The 23,759-nt window shown below is 60.3% G+C and carries 19 protein-coding genes; 8 read left to right on the top strand and 11 right to left on the bottom strand.

Features of this window, described 5'->3' with window-relative positions; all coding sequences use genetic code 11:
- Positions 1–6: 6 nt before the first annotated feature.
- The 6 genes from ACWF6P_RS23120 to ACWF6P_RS23095 form a co-directional block, all read right to left on the bottom strand.
- Entirely contained in the window at positions 7–561 is a 555-nt protein-coding gene (locus ACWF6P_RS23120; protein WP_452622656.1) for a YdcF family protein, read from the bottom strand.
- A 33-nt stretch (positions 562–594) separates the two neighbouring features.
- Entirely contained in the window at positions 595–1,716 is a 1,122-nt protein-coding gene (locus ACWF6P_RS23115; protein ID WP_452622655.1) for a glycosyltransferase, read from the bottom strand.
- On the bottom strand, positions 1,713–2,249 hold the full coding sequence (locus ACWF6P_RS23110; protein WP_452622654.1) for a DapH/DapD/GlmU-related protein: 537 nt from the start codon (positions 2,247–2,249) through the stop codon (positions 1,713–1,715). Before ACWF6P_RS23110 ends, ACWF6P_RS23115 begins: the two co-directional genes overlap by 4 nt.
- Positions 2,246–3,226 carry a GDP-L-fucose synthase family protein gene (locus ACWF6P_RS23105; RefSeq protein ID WP_452622653.1) on the bottom strand — a complete coding sequence of 327 codons (981 nt, stop codon included), beginning with the start codon at positions 3,224–3,226 and terminating at the stop codon, positions 2,246–2,248. Before ACWF6P_RS23105 ends, ACWF6P_RS23110 begins: the two co-directional genes overlap by 4 nt.
- On the bottom strand, positions 3,223–4,260 hold the full coding sequence (gene gmd / locus ACWF6P_RS23100; RefSeq protein WP_452622652.1) for a GDP-mannose 4,6-dehydratase: 1,038 nt from the start codon (positions 4,258–4,260) through the stop codon (positions 3,223–3,225). The genes ACWF6P_RS23105 and gmd overlap by 4 nt, the downstream gene beginning before the upstream one ends.
- An 83-nt stretch (positions 4,261–4,343) precedes the next feature.
- On the bottom strand, positions 4,344–5,636 hold the full coding sequence (locus ACWF6P_RS23095) for a glycosyltransferase family 4 protein (RefSeq protein WP_452622651.1): 1,293 nt from the start codon (positions 5,634–5,636) through the stop codon (positions 4,344–4,346).
- 382 nt (positions 5,637–6,018) lie between these two features.
- Between ACWF6P_RS23095 and ACWF6P_RS23090 the strand changes: the two genes are divergently transcribed.
- The 7 genes from ACWF6P_RS23090 (at position 6,019) to ACWF6P_RS23060 (ending at position 15,829) form a co-directional block, all read left to right on the top strand.
- A complete protein-coding gene (locus ACWF6P_RS23090; RefSeq protein WP_452622650.1) occupies positions 6,019–7,269 on the top strand; it encodes a hypothetical protein in 1,251 nt (416 codons plus the stop codon).
- A 192-nt stretch (positions 7,270–7,461) separates the two neighbouring features.
- Positions 7,462–8,766: a hypothetical protein gene (locus ACWF6P_RS23085; protein ID WP_452622649.1), complete on the top strand. Its 1,305-nt coding sequence runs from the start codon at positions 7,462–7,464 to the stop codon at positions 8,764–8,766.
- Positions 8,763–10,199, top strand: coding sequence for an oligosaccharide repeat unit polymerase (locus ACWF6P_RS23080; protein WP_452622648.1), 1,437 nt, complete (start codon positions 8,763–8,765; stop codon positions 10,197–10,199). Before ACWF6P_RS23085 ends, ACWF6P_RS23080 begins: the two co-directional genes overlap by 4 nt.
- Complete coding sequence (locus ACWF6P_RS23075) at positions 10,196–10,999, top strand: SGNH/GDSL hydrolase family protein (protein ID WP_452622647.1); 804 nt, start codon at positions 10,196–10,198, stop codon at positions 10,997–10,999. The genes ACWF6P_RS23080 and ACWF6P_RS23075 overlap by 4 nt, the downstream gene beginning before the upstream one ends.
- Entirely contained in the window at positions 10,996–12,411 is a 1,416-nt protein-coding gene (locus ACWF6P_RS23070) for a hypothetical protein (RefSeq protein WP_452622646.1), read from the top strand. Before ACWF6P_RS23075 ends, ACWF6P_RS23070 begins: the two co-directional genes overlap by 4 nt.
- Entirely contained in the window at positions 12,408–14,219 is a 1,812-nt protein-coding gene (locus ACWF6P_RS23065; protein WP_452622645.1) for a Wzz/FepE/Etk N-terminal domain-containing protein, read from the top strand. Before ACWF6P_RS23070 ends, ACWF6P_RS23065 begins: the two co-directional genes overlap by 4 nt.
- A 194-nt stretch (positions 14,220–14,413) precedes the next feature.
- On the top strand, positions 14,414–15,829 hold the full coding sequence (locus ACWF6P_RS23060; protein WP_452622644.1) for a glycoside hydrolase family 71 protein: 1,416 nt from the start codon (positions 14,414–14,416) through the stop codon (positions 15,827–15,829).
- 1 nt (position 15,830) lies between these two features.
- On the opposite strand, the gene ACWF6P_RS23055 is transcribed toward ACWF6P_RS23060, so the two are convergent.
- Positions 15,831–17,063 carry a lipase family protein gene (locus tag ACWF6P_RS23055; protein ID WP_378446512.1) on the bottom strand — a complete coding sequence of 411 codons (1,233 nt, stop codon included), beginning with the start codon at positions 17,061–17,063 and terminating at the stop codon, positions 15,831–15,833.
- Positions 17,060–18,898 carry a serine aminopeptidase domain-containing protein gene (locus tag ACWF6P_RS23050; RefSeq protein WP_452622643.1) on the bottom strand — a complete coding sequence of 613 codons (1,839 nt, stop codon included), beginning with the start codon at positions 18,896–18,898 and terminating at the stop codon, positions 17,060–17,062. The genes ACWF6P_RS23055 and ACWF6P_RS23050 overlap by 4 nt, the downstream gene beginning before the upstream one ends.
- Before the next feature lie 141 nt (positions 18,899–19,039).
- On the opposite strand from ACWF6P_RS23050, the gene ACWF6P_RS23045 reads away from it, so the two are divergent.
- On the top strand, positions 19,040–20,299 hold the full coding sequence (locus ACWF6P_RS23045) for an Hsp70 family protein (RefSeq protein WP_452622642.1): 1,260 nt from the start codon (positions 19,040–19,042) through the stop codon (positions 20,297–20,299).
- A 16-nt stretch (positions 20,300–20,315) separates the two neighbouring features.
- On the opposite strand, the gene efeB is transcribed toward ACWF6P_RS23045, so the two are convergent.
- From efeB to efeU, 3 genes are read right to left on the bottom strand one after another with little or no spacing between them, the layout of a single operon-like run.
- Positions 20,316–21,596, bottom strand: coding sequence for an iron uptake transporter deferrochelatase/peroxidase subunit (efeB, locus tag ACWF6P_RS23040; protein WP_452622641.1), 1,281 nt, complete (start codon positions 21,594–21,596; stop codon positions 20,316–20,318).
- Positions 21,597–22,727 (bottom strand): iron uptake system protein EfeO, encoded by a 1,131-nt coding sequence (efeO, locus tag ACWF6P_RS23035; RefSeq protein WP_452622640.1) that lies wholly within the window; start codon positions 22,725–22,727, stop codon positions 21,597–21,599.
- 14 nt (positions 22,728–22,741) lie between these two features.
- Entirely contained in the window at positions 22,742–23,644 is a 903-nt protein-coding gene (efeU, locus tag ACWF6P_RS23030) for an iron uptake transporter permease EfeU (RefSeq protein WP_452622775.1), read from the bottom strand.
- Between the last annotated feature and the right edge of the window lie 115 nt (positions 23,645–23,759).

Genomic DNA, 23,759 nt, shown 5'->3' with positions numbered 1-23,759 from the left:
CGGCGGTCAGCACTCCTGGAACTGGGCGCGAACGTACCCGGCGGTTTGCCACACGTAGTTTGCGGCCCAGACCCAGAACGGAAGTGGTCGGGGGTCCGCGACTACGTCGATATCACCGTCCCAGCAGCGGTTGATGATGTAGCGACTGCGAGAGACATGGGGAACGAAGGTCACAACGATGACGCGCTTCCAACCCTGCGCCTCTGCGCGACGCCGAATCTCCTGTCCTTCACCCCGAGTGGTCGATGGATCTGGTTTGAAACAGCTGACTTCGAAGTCGTAGGTTCCTTCGCAGATTGCGTTGATCTTCGGATCACTGCTGCGATACGGATTCGAAAAGATTATCTGAGGAGCGTAGCCCTGCTCGGCCAGGGACATTCCGTACTCTTCTCTGCCGTCGTGATCGCCGCCGAGAACAACTATCGCGTCGGCCATTTCGGGTGTGTCGATCACCGGATCGACGTAGACCGGCCAGCCGGCAGCGGTAATTGCAGCAAGTCCGCCGACCACCCCGCTGAGAACGAACATGCGTCGACGAACCTTGTGTCGAGTGGATTTCACAATGACTTCCTGTAATGCGGATGTGGGAGCGGCTCAGAGCCCGTACTGGGTTTCGAGAACCGCACGGACGGCAGGCATTCCGAGGCGTTCGCGAGCAACGCTTCGTGCGCGGGCGCCCATCTCTGCGGCGGCGACGGGATCCTTCAAGAGCGACGAGATCGCCGCAGTCAGTGACTCGGTGGCGTCATCGATCACGAGGCCACAATGTCCGTCGCGGATCAGTGGTGCGAGGCCGCACGTGTCGGTGACGACTACGGGCAGACCAGCGGCCATCGCCTCGAGTACAGACATCGGGAACGGCTCGTTCACGGAGGGCAAGACATATACCGCGGCTTGACGAAATCGTGCGGCAGACTTGTCGAACGGTAGTGGGCCTTCGTACCGGATGGAACTGCTGTGGCCGGAGCGTTCGATCAGCCGGCTGACGGCTTCTGCTTCACCCTCATCCGGCCCGACTATCGAAAATCGAGCCGCGTGTCCGTTGTCCAACAACACTTTTGCAGCTTCGACGAAGACCTGGGGTCGCTTTCTTGCCTGTAGTCGGGCGAGGTAGAGGACCTCGGGCGGGTCGCAACTGTTGACTGGCCGCGACTCGCGGTCTTCGGCCTCGGGAATCCCGTTGTTGAGTTCCACCAAGTTGACGCGACCGTCTCCGACGACGGACTGCAGGTCTGCGTGCTCTCGTTCGGTCAGATAGAACACTGTCCGTGCTCGTTTGAGGACCGGGATCGTGAGAACAGCGTCCAACGGTTTTGCCAGCAGTTTGTCCGTCTCGTCGATCATCCCGTGAGTCTGTGCGAAAACTGGAATACTGTATGCAAGAGCCAGCTTCGCTGCAGGAAGTGTCACCAGGTCGCGCGCGAGATGAATGTGCACGACGTCGAATTCTCGGATGTGTTTGCGGAGCCACACAAGCATCGACGGCGCGCCGATCCCCGCGTACCCGATCTTCGGGATCACGGTCCGCGCCGGAAACAATTTCAGAGCTATTCCCTGCTCGTGTGTAGGAGGCTTTGCGTACCCACGCTCGCCTGCAGCGATGGTTACGTCGTGACCATTGTCCTGCAATGCTTTCGACTGATTGAGGGCGACCCGAATAGGCCCTCCGTAGGCGGCGTCCGGTGAGAAGAGAGTGACGATCTGCAGTATCTTCATCGTGCAGCGCCCGCCCGTGGCGCCAACATCGTGGTTCCGGCGGGAACATCCGACGTCACCAGGGCCGTTGCGCCGACGATTGCGTTATCCCCTATCGTGACACCGCGGAGTATCGTCGCGCGGGCCGCGATCCATGCCTGGTCACCGATGACGATGGGGGCATTGTCGAACTCGAACGTGGGACTTCGGTGATCATGGCTTCCCGTGCACAGTAGAACATCCTGCGAGATAGCGGTGTTCGCCCCTATGGTGACGGGTTCGAGATTGAGTATCCAGGTTCCCTCGCCGATCCACGAGTCTGCTCCGACCGTCAGTTTCCACGGCCAGTGGATACGGACGCGGTGTCGAATCAGGACGCCGTCGGCGATGTCTGCTCCAAATCTCCTGAGAACTGCAATGCGAATTCCGTTGGGACACCACCAATGAGAAAGCAGCACACCGGAAATTACGAGCCAGAAGATTTGAACCAGCGGGCCGCGACCCTTGTCGTATCCTGCACCGGTGAACCCGGACAGAGTGCGGGCTGTGCTCACAGTCGGACCGCTGCAGACGCGTCCTGGACGTGCTCGCGATACCAGGCAACGGTCGACTCGATGCCCTCGCGGGTTGAGATCTGGGGTTTCCAGCCGGTGGCGATCAGTGTGGACACGTCGAGGAGCTTGCGCGGTGCACCATCGGGCTTGCTTGTGTCCCAGTCCATTCGGCCTTCATAACCCACTGCTTCGGCCACAATGTTTGCGAGATCTTTGATGGTTTCGTCGTGACCGGTACCGACGTTGATATGTCCGGACTCGTCGAAGGTGTCGAGTAGGTGCAGGAGTGCGTCGGCCAAGTCGTCCACGTGGAGGAATTCTCGACGTGGGCTCCCCGAACCCCAGTTCGTGACGGATTCGATTCCATCTCTTTTGGCTTGATCGAGACGACGGATCATCGAAGGAAGTACGTGCGAAATGTTCTCCGAGAAGTTGTCGCCGGGTCCGTACAGGCTTGTCGGCATCGCCGAGATCCAGGGCAACCCGAACTGCCTACGAACAGCCTGGACCTGGATGATTCCCGCAATCTTGGCGATCGCATAAGCGTCGTTGGTCGGTTCCAGATGGCCGTTTAGTAACTGATCTTCGGTGATCGGCTGTGGTGCCAGGCGCGGGTAGATGCACGAGGACCCGAGGAACAGCAATCGATGCACGCCGTGCTGCAGCGATGCGTCGAGCACATTGGTCTGGATCTGGAGGTTGTCGGAGATGAAGTCGACCGGGTAGGTGTTGTTCGCGACGATTCCCCCGACCTTTGCAGCAGCCAAGACAACGCACGACGGTTTGGTGGCTTCGAAGAAGGCGAAGACGTCTGCGCGGTTTCGGAGATCGAGTTCGGCGGATGTGCGACCGATCAGGTCGGTGAAGTTGCTCTGCTCGAGCTTGCGCCAGAGCGCGGATCCCACCAGTCCCTTGTGCCCGGCGATGAATGTCGGGGCGCTGCGATCAAGAGGTGCAATCGATTTCGTTGTGATCATGAGAGCGAGATCTTCCAATCAGGGAGATTTGGCGTGTCGATCCAAGGTGTGCCGGCATGCGCCAATGCTGCGATGTCGGCGTCCATCATGATTCGAGCCAATTCTGGGGTCTGTACTGTCGCTTTCCAGCCCAGTTTGTCTTCGGCTTTGCCTGCGTCGCCGACCAGAGCGTCCACCTCTGTCGGTCGAAGGTAACGAGGATCGAATTTGACGTACTTCTGCCAGTCGAGACCAACATGTTCGAATGAGGCCACAACAAAATCCTGGACCGTGAAGTTTCCTCCGGTGGCCAACACATAGTCATCTGGTTCGTCGACTTGAAGCATCCGCCACATGCCCTCGACATACTCGGGTGCGTAGCCCCAATCCCTGACCGCGTCCAAATTGCCCAGGTACAGGGAGTCTTCGATTCCGGCTTGGATCCGGGCGACCGCACGCGTTACTTTCCTCGTGACGAATGTTTCACCGCGGCGGGGTGATTCGTGGTTGAAGAGGATTCCGTTCACCGCGTGAATTCCGTACGCCTCGCGATAGTTCCTGGTGACCCAATACGAGTACACCTTCGCGGCACCGTACGGCGACCGCGGATAGAACGGGGTGTCCTCGTTCTGTGGAGGCGGGCTGGCCCCAAACATTTCCGAACTCGAAGCCTGGTAGAAGCGGCACTGCAATCCCGTCATGCGGACCGCTTCGAGCAAACGAATAGACCCGATTCCGGTTGTGTTGCCGGTGTGTTCAGGCTCGTCGAAGCTGACCCGGACGTGCGACTGCGCAGCGAGGTTGTACACCTCGTCTGGTGCGATCTTCGACAAAAGCGTGACGAGTCGTGCACCGTCGGACAGGTCACCGTAGTGCAAGAACAGCCGTGCGCCCTGTTCATGAGGGTCCTGATAGAGGTGGTCGATGCGTGACGTGTTGAAAGTTGATGCGCGTCTGATCAATCCGTGTACTTCGTAGCCTTTGGCCAACAACAGTTCTGCCAGGTAGGAACCGTCCTGTCCGGTGATCCCTGTGATGAGTGCGCGTTTGGTCATCGAGCGTCAGCTACCTTGTCTGTGTTCGTCGTCTTCAGATCCGAGTCGAGATGTGTGAGGCGTTGTTCCAAACGGCTCGCGTGCTATCTGCGGCCGGCCACCAGCTCGCGGATCCACTGTTCGCATTTGTCGATGGACGCGGTTTTGCCGACCGAGGTGGCGCAGTACTGGACCCCGGCGGCACCAAGTTTGGCGGAAGTCTCCGCATCGCCGGCGAGTTGTAGGGCCGCGGTGAGCAGGCCGGCGGGATCACCGTTCTGAGTGACGACCCCGGCACCGGAAGCACGGATCTCGTCAGCAGTCGTGGATGCCACGTCGGTCGCGGCCACAATCGGGGTACCGCTGCTGAAGTACGACGTCAACTTGCTCGGCACTGCCATCCCGACGATCCCGGGCGCCTCGTTGACCAGTAAAACGTCAGCGGCGGTCATGGCCGTGCGGAAGTCCCGGTCGTCGAGTGGACGGACGAAGTCGATGCGATTGACTCCCACTGCCGCGGCTTCGAGGTTCGGTCGCTGATTACCGTCACCGACCAGAACGAATCGGATAGGCAGATTCTGCTCGTCGGCGAGTCGAGCCGCCTCGACCACATTCTCCAGACCTTGTTTCGCACCCATGTTTCCGGTGTGCAGAACTATGGTTTCGTCGGGCGACCACCCGAATCTGGTGCGTGCGGCGGCGAGATCGTCCACATCGATCGGCGCCACATGCGTCCAGTTCCGAACGACTGTGACTCGTTCACGCGGGACGTGAAGTTCGTTGACGACGTGGTCGACGAAACGGTCATGGACGACGGCGATTCCGTCGGCGGACTTCACGACAGCCGCCTCGAGCCTGGACGTTGCGCGGGCACTGCGGCCTGTCATTGCGCCGGTCTCCACGACACCTTGTCCGTACAAGTCGTGGACCCAGACCCCGATGGCCGGACGATTGGGCGTCAGCCGAGCACGTCCGAGGACCATCGCAGTGGCCAGCAATGCCGGACTGGTGCATACGATCACGTCAGGTGTGTTCCACCCGGAACTGGCGGCACGTGCGCCGAAACTCAGCTCCATTTTGATTCTGCCCAATGCGTTCGGTGGGCTCGGCACGAAATGGCGCCGTCGGTGAACGTGAACACCGTTCACTACCTCGTCTATCGACCGCCCCTGATACGAAGCGTCGATTTCCCATGCCGGATAGTGCGGATACCCGGTGACGACGTGCACCTCGTGCCCGCGCTCACCGAGCGACTCGGCAAGGTCCGTCATATACGGAGCTATCCCCGTGGTTTCCGGCGCGTAGTTGATGCCGAGGATCGTGATGTTCAGCGAGCCGACGGTGGCACTTGTCGGTAACTCGGCAATCGCGGAATCGCCGCCAGGGTGGTCGTGCATCTGGTCGGTCTGTGTACTGATGACGAACCTCCGGTTGGGAAAATGCGCGTTAAACAGTCAAACAGTTTTATTCAAGCTATTTAAGCGCCACTAGGGCGGTTTATCAACCTGGTCAGCTGGGTGGACTCGACAAAATGGACGAATTGCCCGGGTGGATTCCGACGGTCGACCGCCCGGACTACTGATTTAGCCGAGAAATAACTGAGTTGATGTGATTCTGGTGATAGTTGGGTCGAGGTGGATGCTGTTCGTCCGGGCGGGTCCAGATTCTGCGCTCTCGCCTCGTATGCAATTCTGTGCTCATGCAATGGTCTGCGTGAATGCTCGATCACACTTTGACCGTCTTGCGGTTTGTTGTGTATTCGGCGGCAGAGGGGAAATGATGAGGTCTGATCCGTGGGGGAACATCTACTGCTGCAATACTCAGCAGGCGTTTGCGACGGTTGTACCGTCAGTCGTCGACGACGCGATTTCGGTGTGGATCAGCAGTGTTTTCGATCCAGAGGACGAGGTCCGTGTGCGCGTCGTGCTGGTGCGCCGAGTCGACGAATCCGAAATCGAATCGGAGCATCTGGTGCTCGACGACGTGGCGGGCGATCTCCCAGACGAGTTCGACACCGTCGATGTCGACGAATTCAACAAAGTCTTCGTGAGTTTCTTCCACAACAGTCGCCTCGTCGACCCGTCGACGATCGTGTTGGTCGTAAGTGCTGGAATGATCGGACTGATCTACTCGCACCGATTTGGTGACGAGACCGTGTTCATGCCGAAGTCGGAGCGACTCTTTCTGGCATTGAGCGGGTTGAGTCCTGACTGCGCGCCGGAACGTCAGGACGGGCGGCCGTTGACTGCGCGCAGAATCGTCGAGGGCGGACTTCGGATGTCCGTCGCTCATCCCAAAGCGTCGTTCGACGCGATACGGCAGATTGTCGGTATGCGGAAGGAAGTTCCGCGTCCTCTTGCTCGCCCGGACGAGTCGGGCATGCATGCATTGGATTCACGCGCGTGGTGGTATTTCGCTCGGCTCGAAGGCAATACTGATCGCAAGTTGCCGTCGGTCTACTTCTACTGCGCACTTCTCGCCGCGTTGGGACGTGGGGCACACGAGAGTCATCACGTGGTGGCTGACCTTCGCTCGTATTCCCCGGTTCTCGGACTCACTGACGGGAATGCGTTCAGTCACATACCATTTCGAGCTGACTGGTCAGTCGACGACCCTGCTGACGTAGCGCACGAACTGTCGTCGCGAATTCGGTCGGGCGAGGCGCTGATCCGTCGATCAGTAGGCGAGGTGGTCGCGCGCGCAGCTGACTACAGGCACGGATCCAGCGGCGAAGGTGACGGGACTGCGGAGCAGTCGCTGACCACCAGTATGTCGTGTTTTCGTCTCCCAGCCGATCGGCCGTATGCGAAGTTGGGTGGTCAACTCGTGTACTCCGGTGGGATGCAGACCTACGCCGCAAACTCGATGTCGATCAACATTCGGGCGACTGGGAACGTGTCCGATTGCACGTTCAGCCATTCGGGTGGACATGTCGCCAAGGCCTCATTGATGGCGGCAGTGAAGACTGCCGCTGACCTGTCGGGTGCCGACCTCACGATGGAATCAGGATTTCACTTCGACGAGCGATAGCGGCAATCTGCGTCCCGCAAGTCGTCCGCAGGCACTTCTCACTCCTCGGTTACTTCGCAGTAAACAATCCTATAGACTGTTTTGAGTGAACTGAGCGGACCGATAGTTTCAAATCGATCTCGGTCTTGGAAGAACTCGGTCTTGGAACATCGAAGTCTTGGAATGCAGCGAGTGCAGGGGAGGAGGTGAGACGTGGCGGGTCTGAAGCTACGCATGCTGTTCAGCGCGGGTGATCAGGTATTGTCCAGCGTCAGCAATGCGCTCATTCTGTTCGCGATGGCGGGCCCGTCGTCGGTGAGTGAGTTCGGTCTGGCGATCCTTGTTTTCTCCATCCTCACGGCTGCGCTCGGATTCGTTCGAGGTGCTGTTGGCACACCCCTGCTGTTGATGAGTGCCTACAGTCGCAACAGGATTCGCGCGGAGAGCAGACATGCGATCTCGGGTGCAGCCATTTTCGGAGTCCTGGTTGGGATCGTTGCCCTCGGAGTCTCAGTTTTCCTTCACGAACCGCAGGTGGGGATTGCATACGCCGTCGCCGCGCCGGTTGTTCTCGCGCAGGATGCCTTGCGATTCACCGCGATGTCGATGGGAGAACCGGAACACGCGTTCTTCAGCGATGCGTTGTGGGCGAGTGCGGCGTTCGGTGTGCTTGTCGTGACTTGGATTCGACCAGAGGCACTTTCGATCGCCGAGATGATTTGGTTGTGGTCCCTCGCCGGAGCGCTTGCACTCGTTTACCTGATGATTCGCGTACAGACGCTACCGCGACTGACTGGTGTGTATCGCTGGTGGGCGTCGTTCTGGACTCATCGAATCCGGTTCGGATTCGAGAGTGGCATCGACCAACTGGCTGCAATCGTGATCGTCGCGGTGTCCACAGCCTTCATCGGAACGGTGGCTGCCGCGTCTTTGCGCGGAGCAGTGACCGTACTGGGTCCGTTCGCCGTGCTGATCAGTTCGCTTCCTCTGATCGTCATTCCCGAATCGGTTCGGGCCGGCCACACCGCGCGCCAGGTGTGGAGCACACTGCGTTATGCAGCGTGGCTCACATCTGCGATGGCGGCAACGATCGGATTCGCCGCTCCCTTCCTCCCCGATGAACTCGGCCGAGTCGTTCTCGGAGAGTCCTGGGCCGAGGCTCGCCATGTTCTGCCGTTTCTCGGACTCGAGTACGCGGCGATCTGTTGGATAGCGGGTGTTTACAATCTCTACCGCACTCAAGGAGCCAGCGGACGACTGCTCAAGCTGCGAATCATCCAGAGTCTCACGGCAATCGTCATCTGCAGCGCGGCTGCAGCCCTCACTGGAACCGCGGTCGGAGTCGCGATCGGGCTGGCGGTCTCGTCCGTCCTCGTTGCCGTGTGCCTGGTGGTCGCTGCCCAACGGAAGCACTCCGGCCGTGAAGACCCCGCGAGCGTGCCGTCCACTGCTGATCGTGCCGAACCAGGCGATCTGCGCCGAACACGAACAGGCGCACTGGCCGGGACGACCACGTGAAAACCATTTCCAGCGGGCGGACAAAGCCTGAGGAGTTCGCGGAATTCGACGTCAGCCGGCAGGACTCGTTGATGCCACCGCTGATTGCGATCTGGACCGCGGTGATCATGGTGATCATCGTGCCTTTCGCAGTCGTCGAGTTCACTCCGACACCGCCAGGGCGTGTATGGATGGCGGTACTTGCCGTCACCACGATCTCGGGATTGCGCTATGCGTGGATTGTCGGCGAGGGATTTCGGCGGCTCGTCGAGATGTCGTTCTGGGTTTTCACCTATGTCTTCATGGGTCTTGCTCCACTTGCCCAGCTCCGCCTGCGAGAGATTCCTCCTACGACGCCCCGAGTGGATCCGTCCCTCAACTCGACAGCGGTGTCGATCGTCCTTCTGGGGATCGGCGGTTTCCTGGTCGGAATAGTGTTCTCCGGAGCGGTGTGGCGTCGAATCAGAGACACGCGATGGGGAAACGCCACGAGCGTGCGAGTGGATCCCGTCCGGGTTTTGATTCTTGCCGGTTGCGCCCTCGTCGCCAACGCGTACTACATCAAGAAACTCGGTGTAGGGACGCTTCTGTCGAGTCGAAGTGCCGTGGTGGAGCAGGCGAGTGCGTCGCTGGGGCAATCCACGGTCGCCAGCATCATCGGCGCCGTCGCGATGATGTCCTTGCTCGTCGCATTCATCGCGGTGGTCAAATACCGTGATCAGAATCCGGGAGCGGATCGTCTGTTTCTTCTCTGCGCCATCGTGCTCGGAGCCGTGTTGTTGTTGACGTTCAATCCGATCTCGAGTGCAAGGTATCTGTTCGGTACTGCAGCACTCGCCGTGGCGGCACTTTTCGGACTCTTCGCGACCCGCGTTCGTTTCCGTGTGGTTGCCCTGCTTGCCGTGGCTGCACTTGTCCTGGTCTTTCCGCTCGCCGATGCGTTCAGGTACAGCACGTCGGCACAGTTCAAGACAAGCTCGCCTCTCGAATCGCTCACGTCTCCGGACTACGACGCATTTGCACAGGTCAACAACACCGTCAACTTTGTGAATACGCACGGGGTTACCGATGGTAAGCAGGCACTCGGCGTTGTTCTTTTCTGGATTCCGCGCACCATCTGGCCCGGCAAAGCTACGGACACGGGCATCCTGCTCGCGGAGAGCCGCAACTACACGGTCAAGAACCTTTCTGCGCCGTTGTGGTCCGAGCTGTTCGTCAACGGTGGGTGGATCGCGCTGATTGCCGGAATGGTTGCCCTGGGCTTGATCGCAGGGATTCAGGACAGAAGAATCGAACTGTCGCTGCGCCAGTCCACGGCGCCGACGATCCTTGCCTGCATCCTGCCCTTCTACCTGATCATTCTTCTCAGAGGATCACTGCTGCAAGCGATGTCGTACTTCCTCGTCATCATCGGCTGTGCATTCTTCGTCTCACGGCGGGAGGTGACTCGATGACTCGGACGAACCGATTCTCGTCGAGAATCTCTGCCCGTCGCCCGCTGGAACTCGTGGGCCTTGCTCTGCTGGTGGTATTGGTCGTTTGTGCGACGGCGCTGGCCGTGCGTCAGAGTTCGGCTGCCGAAAACGGCCGGTCCGCCCTCACGGTAGCGACAACGGTTCCTCAGTTGCCGCCGGACACGGCGCCGGCATCGATGTGGTTCGGCGACAGCTTCACTGCGGGCATCAACGGAATCGGGCTCGGGGCGTACCCGAGAATCATCTGCGTCCGGATGGGGTGGGACTGCAATGTCGATGCACAGGGAAGCACCGGTTTCACCAACGACGGCGCACCCGAGTATCAGGGAACTACAACACGATTCGCGAATCGACTACCGGTGTCGATCGAGCGGTATCGAGCGGACATCATTTTTGTGGACGGTGGGCGAAACGATCTGCACATGAGGCCGATGGATTTGTTTCCCGTCATGACGTCGTACATCGATGCCGTCCGGGATGCCTGGCAGGATGCGCGTCTGGTGATCATCGTGCCGACATACGTCACACCTGTGCCGTACGACGGATACGACCAATTCGTATCAGCGCTGCGAAGTTACGGGGAATCCGTTGCCGCGACCGTGATCGACCCCGTTGCCGACGGTTGGTACGCCGACGTGAACCTCACGACACTGAAATTCGAGGACGGTGTGCATCCGAATGCAGTGGGGAATGCAGTAATTGCTCAGAAACTGGTGGAATCGCTGACCTCCTCCGGTGTGATTCGAGAGGGCGCGCCGAATGGGGGGATTCTCCGATGAACCCGTCCCGTTTCTTCGAGGTCCTTCGTGACAGGTGGATTGTCGTCGGCATCTCGACAGTGCTCGGTCTGCTGGTAGGCGTTCTGCTGACATTGCTCACGCCGACCACTTTCAAGACCTCGACCCAACTCTTTCTCACCACGCCAGGGTGGGGAACACCGACAACTCTGGGCAATGCAGATTCGAGCCCTTTCCAAGGTGACGAATTCTCGCAGCAACGAGCGGGTACATACACGCGTCTGGCGGAAGGTTCCGACTTCGCGGCCCGGGTCGCAAGTCGTCTGGGCGAGAGTGGTCTTCGTGACGTCGAGAGCATTTCGGTTCGCGTTGTACCCGACACCGTGTTGCTCGAAATCTCTGGGATCGCCGACAGCGCAGACCGGGCGTTGCAACTGACGAATGCGGCATCGGACGAGATGAACGAGACGATCCGGCGGCTCGAGACACCGAGTGGGACGTTGATCCCGACTGTTCAGCCGCTGACTGTCGTCACGGCGTCAGCACCGACGAGCCCGGCTGGCCCGCAGACGATTCCGAACGTTCTTATGGGGTTGGTCGTCGGATCGATGGTTGGAGTGACGGGTGTGACCTTGGCAGCTGCGAGGTCGAGAGCAGTTCAGAGTGTCGACGAATTGGCAGCCTGGACGGGTCTACCTGTGCTCGAGTCCATCCAGTACCTCGGTGGCAGGGGATCGTCCGCCGAGGAAGGCGATCAGTCGGCATTGAAAAGTTCTTTTGCGCGACTGCAGTTCAACCGAGACCTCATCGGGACAGGTACGCCCGCGTCACCCGTGCTCGTGACCGCTGCCGACGAGGGGGAGATCAGCAGGTTCGCAGCTGGCGGCATCGCCGATGCTGCTTGTGCTCTGGGATATTCGGTGGTTCTCGTCGACTGCAACTTCCGATCGTCGCGGGCGCAGATCGAGTTGGGGGTCACCGACATCGTCATGTCGGACACCACCCTCGACGATGTTCTGAGCTCGACGCCACTGCGGCCGACTCTCCTCCGGAGCGGTTCGCCGACCGAAACTCCCGACAGAGTCATCGAGTCTGAGTCGTTCAGGCGCATGTTGCGAGATCTGAGTGCCAGGTTCGACGTTGTGGTTGTCTTCGACTCAGGCGGGACGCAGTACGCCGACTCGAGCCGATTGGCCAAGGTGTGCCGTTCGATAATCCTTGTCGTTCAATCTCATTCGACAAACAGGCAGACGTTGATGACGAAGGTTCACGATCTGGAAATCGCAGGTGCGAAGATCGAAGGCTCGGTCCTGCTGGCCACCACGCGCCGAACGCAGCGAGGGGCAGTGTTGCCCGGTGGTCGGCCAGACACAACTGTCTCGGTGGCAAGTCACACGCCACGGCGCGACGGAGACACACGCACACAGCGGTCTCCAAGAAAGGCGAACACATGAATGCACTCAGCACTGCCGCGCGAATTCTGAGGCGGGGGTGGGCAATACCTGTCTTCGCGGTGCTCGGCTTGATCCTCGGTGCTTTCATGGCCATCTCGAGTCCGTCGTCCTACACGTCGACAACTGTGCTGTTCATCGGCTCGCCGATCAGCGCTGACTCGGCTGGCGCTTATCAGGGCGATCTGTTTTCTCAGCAACGAGCGGCAACCTATGCCCAACTGTTTTCGAGCGACGATCTGGCAGTCAAGGTGATCGACGACCTGGGTCTTTCAATGAGCGGACACGAGTTGGCCTCGCAGGTTTCGGCGGCAGCAGTGGAGAAAACCGTGCTCTTGCAAGTCTCCGTCACGGATTCGACGGCCGAAGGATCAGCCGGCATCGCCAATGCGTATGCGAAGAATTTCGCACAATATGTCGGGCAGTTGGAGACCCCTAACGGTGGTGGCCGTCCGAATACGTCTGTCCAGGTGGTGACCGAGGCCAACGCTGAAGATGCCAGTGGGGGTTCGAATCTCGTGATGACGTCCCTGTTCGGCCTCGTTGGTGGTCTGGCCGTCGGCATCGGTGTCCGGGTGCTCCTCGGGCGGCTCGATCGATCAGTTCGAAGTGCTTCCATGCTCTCTGCCGTTGCGGGTGTACCGATTTTGGCGACAGTTCCGGAATCGGCCTCGCGGGGATCTCACGCGTTGACGTTCCCCTCGGACGGCGCGACTGCGTATGCCGAGTCGATACGCAAGCTCAGGACGGGTATCGAGTTCGCCGGGCCGAGTGCCGACGCGATCCGTTCGGTCCTCATCGCTTCACCTCGGTACTCTGAGCCTGCGGGGTGTCTTGCAGCCGATCTCGCGGTTGTCTTGTCCGAAGCGGGACGTCGAGTGCTGTTGGTGGACGGTGACTTGAGGTCGCCGAGCTTGGATTCATACCTCGGTATCAAGCCGGCAGCCGGCTTTTCCGACGTTCTTGCCGGCGCGATTCCGCTCGTGGATGTGCTCGTTCAGGTACCCGGTCGCTCATTGACTCTGCTGCCCGCCGGCTCGATACGATCCGATTCCGGGGACGTCATCGCATCGGTCTCGGCACGGGAGATACTTTTGGAGGCCTCCGAGAAATTCGAATACACGATCGTCGTGGGTCCACCTTTGTCGCTCTATTCCGATTCGGCTGTGATCGGCTCAGTCGTCGACGGCGTGGTTCTTGTTTCAACACAGAGTATTTCGTCGGTGGACGAGGTGGAAGGCGCAGCGACCACGCTGCGCGCTGCCGGCGCGAACCTGTTGGGTGCGGTGCTCACGGGTGTCGGACGTAGTGGCTCGGTCAAGGGCCGTAGCCGAGTGAGCGTGGTGGACGAGCCTGCGGCGAACGAGCCTCCGGTGAAAAATGAATCGAATGAGCCAGTCGGCGCGTGGCCTCCCGTCGAACGGCGAGCTGCTGCGCAGGGAGTCCACGCAGAACCAGGTGTTGGATCGACGGGGAAGAATGAAGTGGACAAGCATGATTCGGGTGATTCGGTCGAATCTCCGGCCGAAGATATGCGCATCGATTTCGACCAATGGGAGCCGGCAGAGACCGAAGGGCGCTACACGCGCAGTGATCTGGACAGTCCCACAGTGGCAATCCCTCGCTCGATGCTCCGCACGAAGGTCGCGCAGAAGGCAAACCGCTCGAGCGACGAGTTGCCGACCGATGAGCGGCAGGTAAGATCACTCGGTGGAAACGGCGATTCCGATTCCAGGTCGAATCACCCGCCGCAAGCTTCGGATTCTTTGCAGCAGAATCAAGTTGGAATGCCATTCCCAGGTTCTGGATGACAACGTCACCGGGCATTGCGGCGTAAGACCGTGCGCGAGAAGGGGTGGCTGATTCGGTGAACGCCGATGCTCGAAATCGGAAACGGGTGAGTATCGAAGGTTCGCGGGGCAGGAAATTTCGTGCAATTGTCATCGGAATTACGCTGGTGTCGTCAGCGCTTCTCGTAGCAGCCGGCTTTCGGCTCTCTGATGGAATGGTCCGAACCGCGAAAGTTGACGAGACGGCGTCGTCGCATCTCGCCTTCGATGTTCCGGTCTTCGGACAGGCGACCGGCAAGATGGTCTTTGCACATTACTTCCCGCCGTATCCCGTCTCGATCGACAATCTACCGTCGGGCGAGGACTATTACGCCACGCAGTATCTCAACCCGAACGGTGAACGAGGCGCATACGCCGCAGTCGGAGGGTTTCTCCGAGACCGGCCACAATCACGGCCCGTTTCAGCTGACCCACAGTGGAGGCAGCGAGATCTGCAAGATGAAGTGCGGCAGGCAATCGACGCGGGAATCGGTGGCTTCTCGGTTGACATTCTGACGAAGTCGTCGAACGCGTTGTGGTCTTCTTCCGTGCCGGCCGAACTTCTCGCGGCTTCAGCGGCAGTCGATCCCGCGTTCGAAATAATGTTGATGCCGGATATGAACGGCGAACTCGGCACATTGGACCCCGCTAATCTGGCAGACGAGTTGTCACAGTATGCGTCATCGCCGTCAGTTTTTCGATTGGCGGACAACAGGGTCGTGATTTCGCCGTTTCTTGCCGAGAAACACGACCCGGCGTGGTGGTCGCAGTTTCTCGACATAATGAAGGCCCGCTTCGGGATCGAGGTAGCCTTCGTTCCGCTCTTCCTGAACTCCACTACAAATATGGATTCATTCGCGTCGATAAGCTATGGAATGTCGACGTGGGGTGGACGTAACCCCGCCTTCAATCCAGTGACGGACACCGGGATCGGCTCGCCACTGGATCAGGCGAACCGAGCGCATGCTCTGGGCAAGATATGGATGCAGTCGGTCTCATTCCAGGATGTGCGTCCCAGTCAATCGGTTTTCGACGAAGCGCAGAATACCGGGAATCTCCGAAACACCTGGCAGATTGCGCGTGAATCGGATAGTGAATGGGTGCAACTTATTTCGTGGAACGATTACAGCGAAGGCACGGCGTTTGCGCCGAGCGAGGGGCACGGTCGGGCATTGCTCGATCTGAACGCATATTTTGTCGACTGGTTCAAAACCGGAACTGCACCGACGATTACACGTGACGTCGCTTACGTCAGCTACCGGAACCAACTGTCGTCCGCGCGACCCGCACTTCCCTCGGAATCTCCGATGGTTCTGCGCGCGGGGTCGTCCCCGGTTCGCGACACGATCGAGGTTTTGACATTCTTGGTCGAGGGTGCAGAAGTGAAGGTTACGGTCGGCGGTTCGACGACCACGTGCAGTGCGGATTCAGGGATGGACGTGTGCACGGTTCCCTCTGGGGTCGGTGCCGTCTCGGTCAGTGTGGTTCGGAACGGGACGGAAGTGACTTCGGTGAAGGCACATTCAGACGTCGTGTCCACACCTTCGGTTCAAAATATGGAGTACCTGGTCGATTCGAGTTTTCGACGATAAGTCAGCAGTCCGACGGCGGCGACTCGCCTCTGAAGCGCGCTTGGAGCCAGACCGCAGTCTCCGACCCCGGATCCAGATTGTTGTGAGTTTGGCCTGCTCTGACGATGTGCTGCACCGAATCGCCGAACGCACAAGCATTGTCGACGGCCTCTTGCACCCACTGCGGACGAATCGTCTCGTCAGCGTCGCCGTTGATGACCAGCAGTGGTCCTCCGGATGGACGCTGCGGGAGGGCGATCGATGTGAGCCAGTCGCGCAGGACTGCTCCGGCCTCGTCGGAGCTCGGCAGGGTGTCGGCGGGATTCAGTCGTGATGCTTGTTCGCCGCGTTCTTTCAACGCCGGACCCGCACATGCCAACCACATCTCAGAGTTACTCGACAGCGCGCCGTGTAGGTAGTTGCCTGGATCGGTCCCGGGTCGGGCCGTGGTCAGCCCAGATACTACGTACGACATCATGATCTGCTGTTCATGTGTGAGCCACTGCGACTGGGCCAGGTCGGCGAGCTTGGAAAGATCTGCGGCCGGAGCCAGCGCAACCGACCCGACGAAATTCAATTCGGGCGCGTAGAAACCGGACAACTCTGCTGCCGCCCACGTCGCCTGTCCACCGATCGACACGCCGAGTCCTGCCCATTTCGAGGACGTGTCCGGGACCATTTCCCGCGCTGCGCGAACTCCGTCGATCAAGTTGAAGGCGCTGGTGTTCGGGTCTAGGTACGGGTTGGTACCGCCTGCCGGACCCAAACCTTGGTAGTCGGTCATGACCGCGACGAATCCCAGTTTCATCAAAGGGACGATCGTGCTCGCGTAGCCCAGGAGATCGGGGTACATCGACGGTCCACACTCCGCCGTGACTCCCGTTGTGCCGTGACCGACGGTGACAACAGGTCGTCCGCCCGGTGGTGGATCGCCTTCCGGAACGAAGACGATACCAGACACGACCGTTGAGCTTCCGTCCATGCCTGAAGTTGATCGATACGTGATCTGGTGGGCAGTCGCGCCCACGTCGGCTATCAGTGGATCGACGTCGTCGAACTCGGACGCGCTTTCCAGTTTGCCTCTGGCCCCGGCGGCGTCGGCGCTGATCGAGGGAAGGGGCGCGGACGTGGGAGTCGGTTCTGCGGGCGTCGTGTCGGCAGTGCAACCGGTCAGAAGCGCCGCGGTTGTCGCTGCAACGACTACGAATACGTGGGACGACGTTCGAATGTTGACCCGGGTCGACGTGCGAATCATGCTCCGAGTCGCTCCTTGTCGCGCTTCGACACGGCAAGTCTTCGATCTCCGAACGCGTCGAGTGCAGATGCAACGATCAACCGGCCGACTCGTTCTCGCGAACTGCGATGGAACAGGTTGTGATCACCCGAGCCGGAGAACAAGATGTGTGGGGGATTCTTCGAGCTCGAAAGACGTGTGACACCTCGTCGGCCTCTGTTCGCTTCGAACCAAACTTCGTCTTCCGGCGAGAGGGACACGGCAGTTTGTGTCCCGCGGCGGGTCAAGGTGCGAAGCATCGACTCGGGGGCATTGACCAATCCGAGGAAGCCGAGACCGAGCCACACCGGGTAAGGCAAGTACTGCTGGGCTCGCCGTCCGGCGTTGCGAATTGTTCTGGCTACGATGAAAATTCGGTTTGCAACGTCAGACTCCATTGCATCGACGTGCGCTTTCTTCACCGGTGGTCGTCGATTGTTGATCGACCAATTCACGATGTTGAGCAGCACCACGGACCGTGCCCCGCGCTGGCTAGCCACGTAGGCACCCATCCAGGCACCGGAACACATTCCGATGTGCATCCGGCGGGACGGCGGCACGCCGAGGGTGTCGACGAGGTCCAGCACATTGCGGCGCGCTTCCGGAGACACGATGGGGGTGTTCTCGTCGGTGGAGACCGTTCCGCTGTCTCCTGTGCCCATCCTGTCGAAGCGAATCGACCGGATACCATGCGAGGCGAGAGTTCGAGCGGACTCGACCCACAGCCTCGCCGGCCCGATCCGGTACTCGTTCGCGGTGCTGTGAAAGATCGCAGTGGCAGCGTGGCTCGCAGTCGTGCGGGATGCGGTGGAGATTGCAAAGAGTGATCCGGTGGACCGTCGTTCCAAGATTTCCCAGATTTCTTCGCCGTCGTCAGCCGTCGCGACATGCGCCGCCGACGTGATCTCTGGATCGACGAAAGTCTTGTCCTCGCCGAATTGTCGCGACACCCAACTCGAAATCCGTTGTATGTCGTGCGTAGGCACCGAGAGTACGAAACTGCTGGGGGAAACGAACTGATTCTGCCGTTCGACGAATATGCGTTCAGCACCGGATCGCTCGAGCATCCGAACCGTGCGGGGCGAATCAGCGAATTCAGGGCGAATCGCGGCGAGGACTTTTGTCGACGAACTCGGATCGAACGTGCTGAGGTCAAGTCCGGAAAGGTCTTTCATCGCCGCGGAAGCCAGCAGGCCGCCGACGATTGATGTGCGGTCGTCGTGGTGGGGGTCGTCGTCGACGGAAACGCGGTACATCGAAGTCAGTTCTCGAACGTAGGACCTACCGGATATGACCGGATCCCACAAGACCATCGCACGTAGGTCTCCAAGGGTATCCACGGTGGATGCGGTGAGTAGAGCTCCTGCGCGCAAACCTGTGACGGCTACGGACTCGATACCTGTACGCCGCACGTACGCCACGGCTGCCGCCACGCTGGCCTGCCAGTGCGCAACTGCTAGCGGGTCGTCCTGCCGACCGGACGAATCTCCCTGTCCCTCATAGTCGAAACGAAGAGCGAGGAATCCGCGCCCGGCAAGTTCCTGGGCGAGTTGGCGCAGTCCCCGATAAGCGCTGATGTGTTCCTTCGCAAGGGGTGGACATATGACGACGGCACCGCGCACGGCAGCGTCCGTAGGCAGGTGAAGCGAGGCGAACAGTGCCGCATCACCAGGGCCTGGAATCCACGTGTCAATCGTGCGAATCCCGGTCGGTGTCTCGCGGTCGCGGAGGTGTCGGGTGGTGGTCGCCAGCAGGGAGGGGCGGGGTATGGGTAGTGCGGACATCACGGTTGTCATGTTGGCCATCGATTTGTTCAAGGACCTCTCCACACATTGATTCGGCCTGCCAGTTTCGCGTAGTTCTCCGGTCTCCGAGGGATCCGGTAAACTTCCCGCTACGGATAACATACCGCAAGTATGTTTAGTGACGAATAAACAGTGCAAGGGTTGGATACGGGGGTGCGTACAGCGATGGATCCAGTGTTCGGTGCGTCGTTGGGCGCTGCATCGGTTCGTATTGTTCGCGCCGACCCCCAGCCGGAAACCGGATCCGAGAGCGGCGGTCGATTCCTGACTCGGACGGTGGACGCGTTCGACGCATCTCCGGCGCGGACAGCCGCGATTCACCTAGGTGCTGCAGTTCGCGGGGACACGTCTCGAATGGTCATCGCGGTTCCCGACGAGCGACAGAACGTAGCGCTCGAATCGGAATTGCGTGCCCGAGGTGTCGATGGCGCCGTCACCGTGCCGGAAGCGGTGGCCGTTGTCGCGTTGGTACGGACTTCGGGTGCAGCCGAAGGTTTTCGGCTACTGGCCGTTCTCGATATCGGCCGAACCGGAGTGACTGTCTCGATGATCGAGATTGGAACTGCGACAACTATCGCGTCCACGCGGTCGACGGCGCTCGCCGGTGACAGGCTCGACGGAATCGTCGCGGAGTTGCTGTCGGCAACCGGTCCTGATGTGGCTTTCGACGGTGATGGCGTGTTCGACGCACGTGCAGTCAAGGAATACCTTGCCAGCGGCTCCCGTCGTGCGCAGGTGATGCCCGTTCCCGAATCCATGTGCATCCGTTTCGATTCGGTTGTCACACGGGAAGTCGAAGACACGCTGATGGTGATTCGAGAAGTCGCGGCGCGAGCCCGGTGCGTCCCTGACGCCTTGGTCCTCGTCGGGGGAGGCGCCCGAATATCACTGGTGGAGAAGATTCTCGAGAGGGAGTTTTCGGTACCGGTGATCAGGCCGGCCGAGCCCGAGCTCGCCTCGGCCAAGGGCGCCGCACTGATAGCCGAGGTCTTACATCAGGAACACCTAGGCTCGGAAGTCACGGATTCGGAATTTCCGGATTCGGAAGTCGCGGACTCGGAAATCGCAACGGATGCGGTCGAAGCGTCTCCCGATGAGGCCGAGGTGCACAGCGTCGGTGTAACCGAAGAAGGCACCGAATCAGATTCGCCACCCGCAGGTGGGCTTGGGAGAATGCAAATCCTTGTGGGCGTGGGGTTCTCGCTGGTTGCACTGACCAGCTTCCTCGCGTGGGCAGTGCTGCGCCCGTTCTCGGATCCGGCACAGGCGGAACCGCCGCAGGCGCAAACAACTGAGATTGTCGTGCCGGTACCTACTTCGGCATTGCTGCCACCGACTACGACCAAGGCGATCGATCCACTGACCGAGCGGAATCGGGCGCCGGTCAATTTGGTGCGTTCGTGGAGATACTGAACCCTGGAGATGCTCATCAGGTGAACAGTTGAGAACTCCAGTCCTTGCCGTCGGCGAGACCCCCGGGGCAGGCGAAGACCGCAGAACCGACGTGCTGGATGTATTCGTTCAACGCATCGTGTCGTGAAAGGTTCTGCTGCATCGGAACAAACTGCTCGACTGGATTCCGGCAATACGCGACGAAGAACAGTCCCGCGTCCAGGTGACCGAAGCCGTCGGAGCCGTCGGTGAAGTTGTATCCGCGGCGCAGGATCTGAATCCCACCGAGTTCCTCGGCCGAGGCCAGACGCACGTGTGAATCCTCCGGGATGACGAAGTCGTGTCCCATTTTGGAATCGAGATCGAGCTCGTCGAACTCGCCCTTGCCACCGAGCGGCGCTCCGCTCCGTTTGGATCGGCCGATGACGGCTTCCTGTTCCTTGAGCACTGCGCGATCCCACTGCTCGATCAGCATCCGGATGCGTCTGGCGACGAGGAACGATCCGCCTGCCATCCAGGCCTGATCGTCAGTGGGGTCGACCCAGACGTGCTGGGCTAGTGCGTCTGGATCTTCTGCCTTGATGTTGGCGGTTCCGTCCTTGAACCCGAACAGATTTCGTGGTGTCGCCTGCGTCGTCGAGGTCGAGGACGTTCGTCCGAACCCGAGTTGCGACCATTTGACCGATGCAGTCCCGAAAGCGACTCGTGCGAGGTTACGGATCGCATGCACGGCAACCTGGGGATCGTTGGCGCACGCTTGGATGGCGATGTCGCCCCCGCTGCGATTGGCATCGAGGTTGTCAGCACGGAAGTGGGGAAGATCCAGCAGGGCAGCAGGTTTCTTGTCCGCGAGCCCGAAACGGTCGTCGAAAAGGGACGGTCCGAATCCGATGGTCAGGGTGAGTTGCGAAGGCGCCAGATCGAGAGCCTCGCCGGTATCGCTCGGTGGTGCGTAGGGACCGTCGCCGGTCGCGCCGTCTTCGGTTGCTTCCTGACCCGCAGTCATTCGTTCGGCCATCGCCGTCCACGTCTGCAGCAGCGTGATCAGTTCGTCCCGTGATTTCGTCGTCACGTCGAAAGCGACGAAGTGCATGCGATCCTGGGCCGGCGTGGTGATGCCTGCCTGATGTTCACCGCGGAAGGCCACCACATCTGCGGAGTTTGCGCCGGAATTGTCGTCGGCGGTCACCCGCCCGATGACGGCGCCGGCACCGGCCAGGACAGCGCCGGCTCCCACGGCGCCGAACAATCGGCGCCGTGAAACTGCATGCGGTGCTGCGTTTTCCGCAGCGGGTGTGCCTTCTGGTGAATCAGTCATCTACTGTCCCGCAACTACGTCCTGGACCTGGCTGACCTCGGCGGACAGAGCATCGATTTTGCGCGAGAGTTCTTGACGCTGCGCCTCGGTGACGGTGTCGTAGTACACGAATCCGTCGCCGACGCGGAATTGTGCCAGCGCGGCATCGAGGTCGGCGAATCGGTCAGCGATGCGCTGGGCGAGCTCGGGATTACGTTCCTGCAGAATTGGATTCAGTGCCGCGATCGCAGCTTGTGAGCCGTCGACGTTGGCCTGGAAATCCCACAGGTCGGTATGCGAGAAGATGTCTTCCTCACCGGTGATCTTGGAAGTCGAGATCTCGTCGAGCAGTCCTTGGGCATCGCCCGCGATCTTGGTGGGATCGATCGTGTAATCGTCTGCGTTCACCTGATCGGCAAGGTACTGGATGTCTTCGAGTAGCTGATCGGCGACCGCGTTGGTGTCCGGCTGCAGCCCGGTGACCCACAGATCCTTCTCGAGGCGGTGGAATCCGGTCCAGACCTGACCGGGCTCGAGATCCGCTTCGCGCAAGTCCAGCTTGGGATCGAGTTCGCCGAAGCTCTCGGCTTCGGGCTCGATGCGCTCGTAGTAGGTACGTGCAATCGGGAAGAGTGCCTTTGCCTGGTCGACGTTGCCGGACTGCACAGCGGCGACGAACTGCGCCGCAGTGTCCTGCAAGGCGACGATCTGGCTGCGGATGTATCGACGGTAACCGTCGGCGGCCTCGGCGAGCTGGCCGCTCTCGTCGGTTGCTGCCTGCGAATCACCGGTGACGACGAAGTCCTGACGAATTCCGGTTCCGACCATGCCCGGCTTGCATGCGAGCTGATACGTCGCGGCCTCGGGGAGGGAGACGATCAGCTGACGGGTCAGGCCGGGGCCGATGTTCTCGACCTCGCCCATCGCTCGATCACCCTCGGCGAAGACGTAGAACTCGGTGACCTTCGAGCCGTTGTTCGTCACCTGGAACGTCGACGTGCCGGTCGTCCCCGTTGTCGCGCTGACCTCACACGAGTCGTCGGTGGCGGTGACCGTGATGTCGCCGTCGCTCGCCGTCGTCTTCTCGGTGCACGCGGCGAGGGAGAAGGGAAGTACCGCAGCCGTGGCCAGTACGAGGGTGGATTTACGCATGTCGGCAATGCCTCTCAGGATTTTTCGGGAACATGGGTGTCGTGAGCAGGCGGGGCCGTCGGCTCGGACGGCTTCGACGGAAGCGGACGAAGGAAGAGCGCGAGAACGACGACGAGGTACACAACCCATGCGGTGGCTTGCAGGACAGTCGGATCCGGCCGGAAATTGAAGATTCCGGCGAGGACGGTGCCGTACCAGGTCGACGGGTCGTAGCCGGGCGTCAGGTTGAACGCGAGAGAGGATCCGCCCGGCAGGACGTTTCCGGTCTGCAGAGCGCGAACGCCGTACGAGAGAATTCCGGCGGCAACGACGATGAGGAAGATCGCCGTGTACCGGAAGAACGTCGTCAGGTTGAGGCGGAGAGCGCCGAAGTACATGGCCACGGTCAAGGCGGCGGCCACGAGAATTCCGAGGAGCAGTCCGACCAGTGGCCAGGAGCTGCCCGCGGTGTTCTCGGCGTATCCGACCATGAGCAACGCCGTCTCGACGCCTTCACGACCAACCGCGAAGAACGACAGCGACAAAATGGCGACTGGGCCGGCGATCAGAGCCTTTTCCATTCCGGCTTTCAGATCCCCGGAAATGTTCTTCGCTGCCGTGCGCATCCACAGGACCATGATCGTGACGATGACGACGGCGATCAGGGAGGCAACGCCTGCGATGATCTCAGCGGTCAAGCCGTCGACCGTCGATGTTCCGTAGTGGATCGCGAAGAAGATGATCGCCACCATCGCGACGGCGATCGCGACGCCGAGCCACACCCATTTGAGTGCGTCCTTGCGCTGAGCCTTCACAAGATAGGCAGCGAGAATCATCACCACGATGCCCGCTTCGAGGCCTTCGCGCAGACCGATCAGGCCACTACCGAATAGCTGAGTGGCAACTGACGGTGTGCTCGCGGCAGCGAGTACCGACACGGGCACGGGCGACTCCTGACTGAGTGGGTGAAACAGGTTCGGACAGCTTCATGAGGCTAGGCCAGCCTTAACTCAGAAAAAGATACTCCACAATCAGCGGGGAACCATGCCCTGA

It is taken from the genome of Rhodococcus sp. NPDC055024, assembly GCF_053608585.1.
This window is presented reverse-complemented; position numbering and strand designations above follow the sequence as displayed.

Excerpts from the sequence above, each read along its gene's own strand:
- gmd (WP_452622652.1), bottom strand. The coding sequence starts at position 4,260 with ATGACCAAACGCGCACTCATCACAGGGATCACCGGACAGGACGGTTCC.
- ACWF6P_RS23095 (WP_452622651.1), bottom strand. The coding sequence starts at position 5,636 with ATGCACGACCACCCTGGCGGCGATTCCGCGATTGCCGAGTTACCGACA.
- efeO (WP_452622640.1), bottom strand. The coding sequence starts at position 22,727 with ATGCGTAAATCCACCCTCGTACTGGCCACGGCTGCGGTACTTCCCTTC.
- ACWF6P_RS23065 (WP_452622645.1), top strand. The coding sequence starts at position 12,408 with ATGAATGCACTCAGCACTGCCGCGCGAATTCTGAGGCGGGGGTGGGCA.
- ACWF6P_RS23070 (WP_452622646.1), top strand. The coding sequence starts at position 10,996 with ATGAACCCGTCCCGTTTCTTCGAGGTCCTTCGTGACAGGTGGATTGTC.
- ACWF6P_RS23060 (WP_452622644.1), top strand. The coding sequence starts at position 14,414 with ATGGTCCGAACCGCGAAAGTTGACGAGACGGCGTCGTCGCATCTCGCC.
- efeB (WP_452622641.1), bottom strand. The coding sequence starts at position 21,596 with ATGACTGATTCACCAGAAGGCACACCCGCTGCGGAAAACGCAGCACCG.
- ACWF6P_RS23075 (WP_452622647.1), top strand. The coding sequence starts at position 10,196 with ATGACTCGGACGAACCGATTCTCGTCGAGAATCTCTGCCCGTCGCCCG.
- ACWF6P_RS23090 (WP_452622650.1), top strand. The coding sequence starts at position 6,019 with ATGAGGTCTGATCCGTGGGGGAACATCTACTGCTGCAATACTCAGCAG.
- ACWF6P_RS23115 (WP_452622655.1), bottom strand. The coding sequence starts at position 1,716 with ATGAAGATACTGCAGATCGTCACTCTCTTCTCACCGGACGCCGCCTAC.
- ACWF6P_RS23105 (WP_452622653.1), bottom strand. The coding sequence starts at position 3,226 with ATGATCACAACGAAATCGATTGCACCTCTTGATCGCAGCGCCCCGACA.
- ACWF6P_RS23055 (WP_378446512.1), bottom strand. The coding sequence starts at position 17,063 with ATGATTCGCACGTCGACCCGGGTCAACATTCGAACGTCGTCCCACGTA.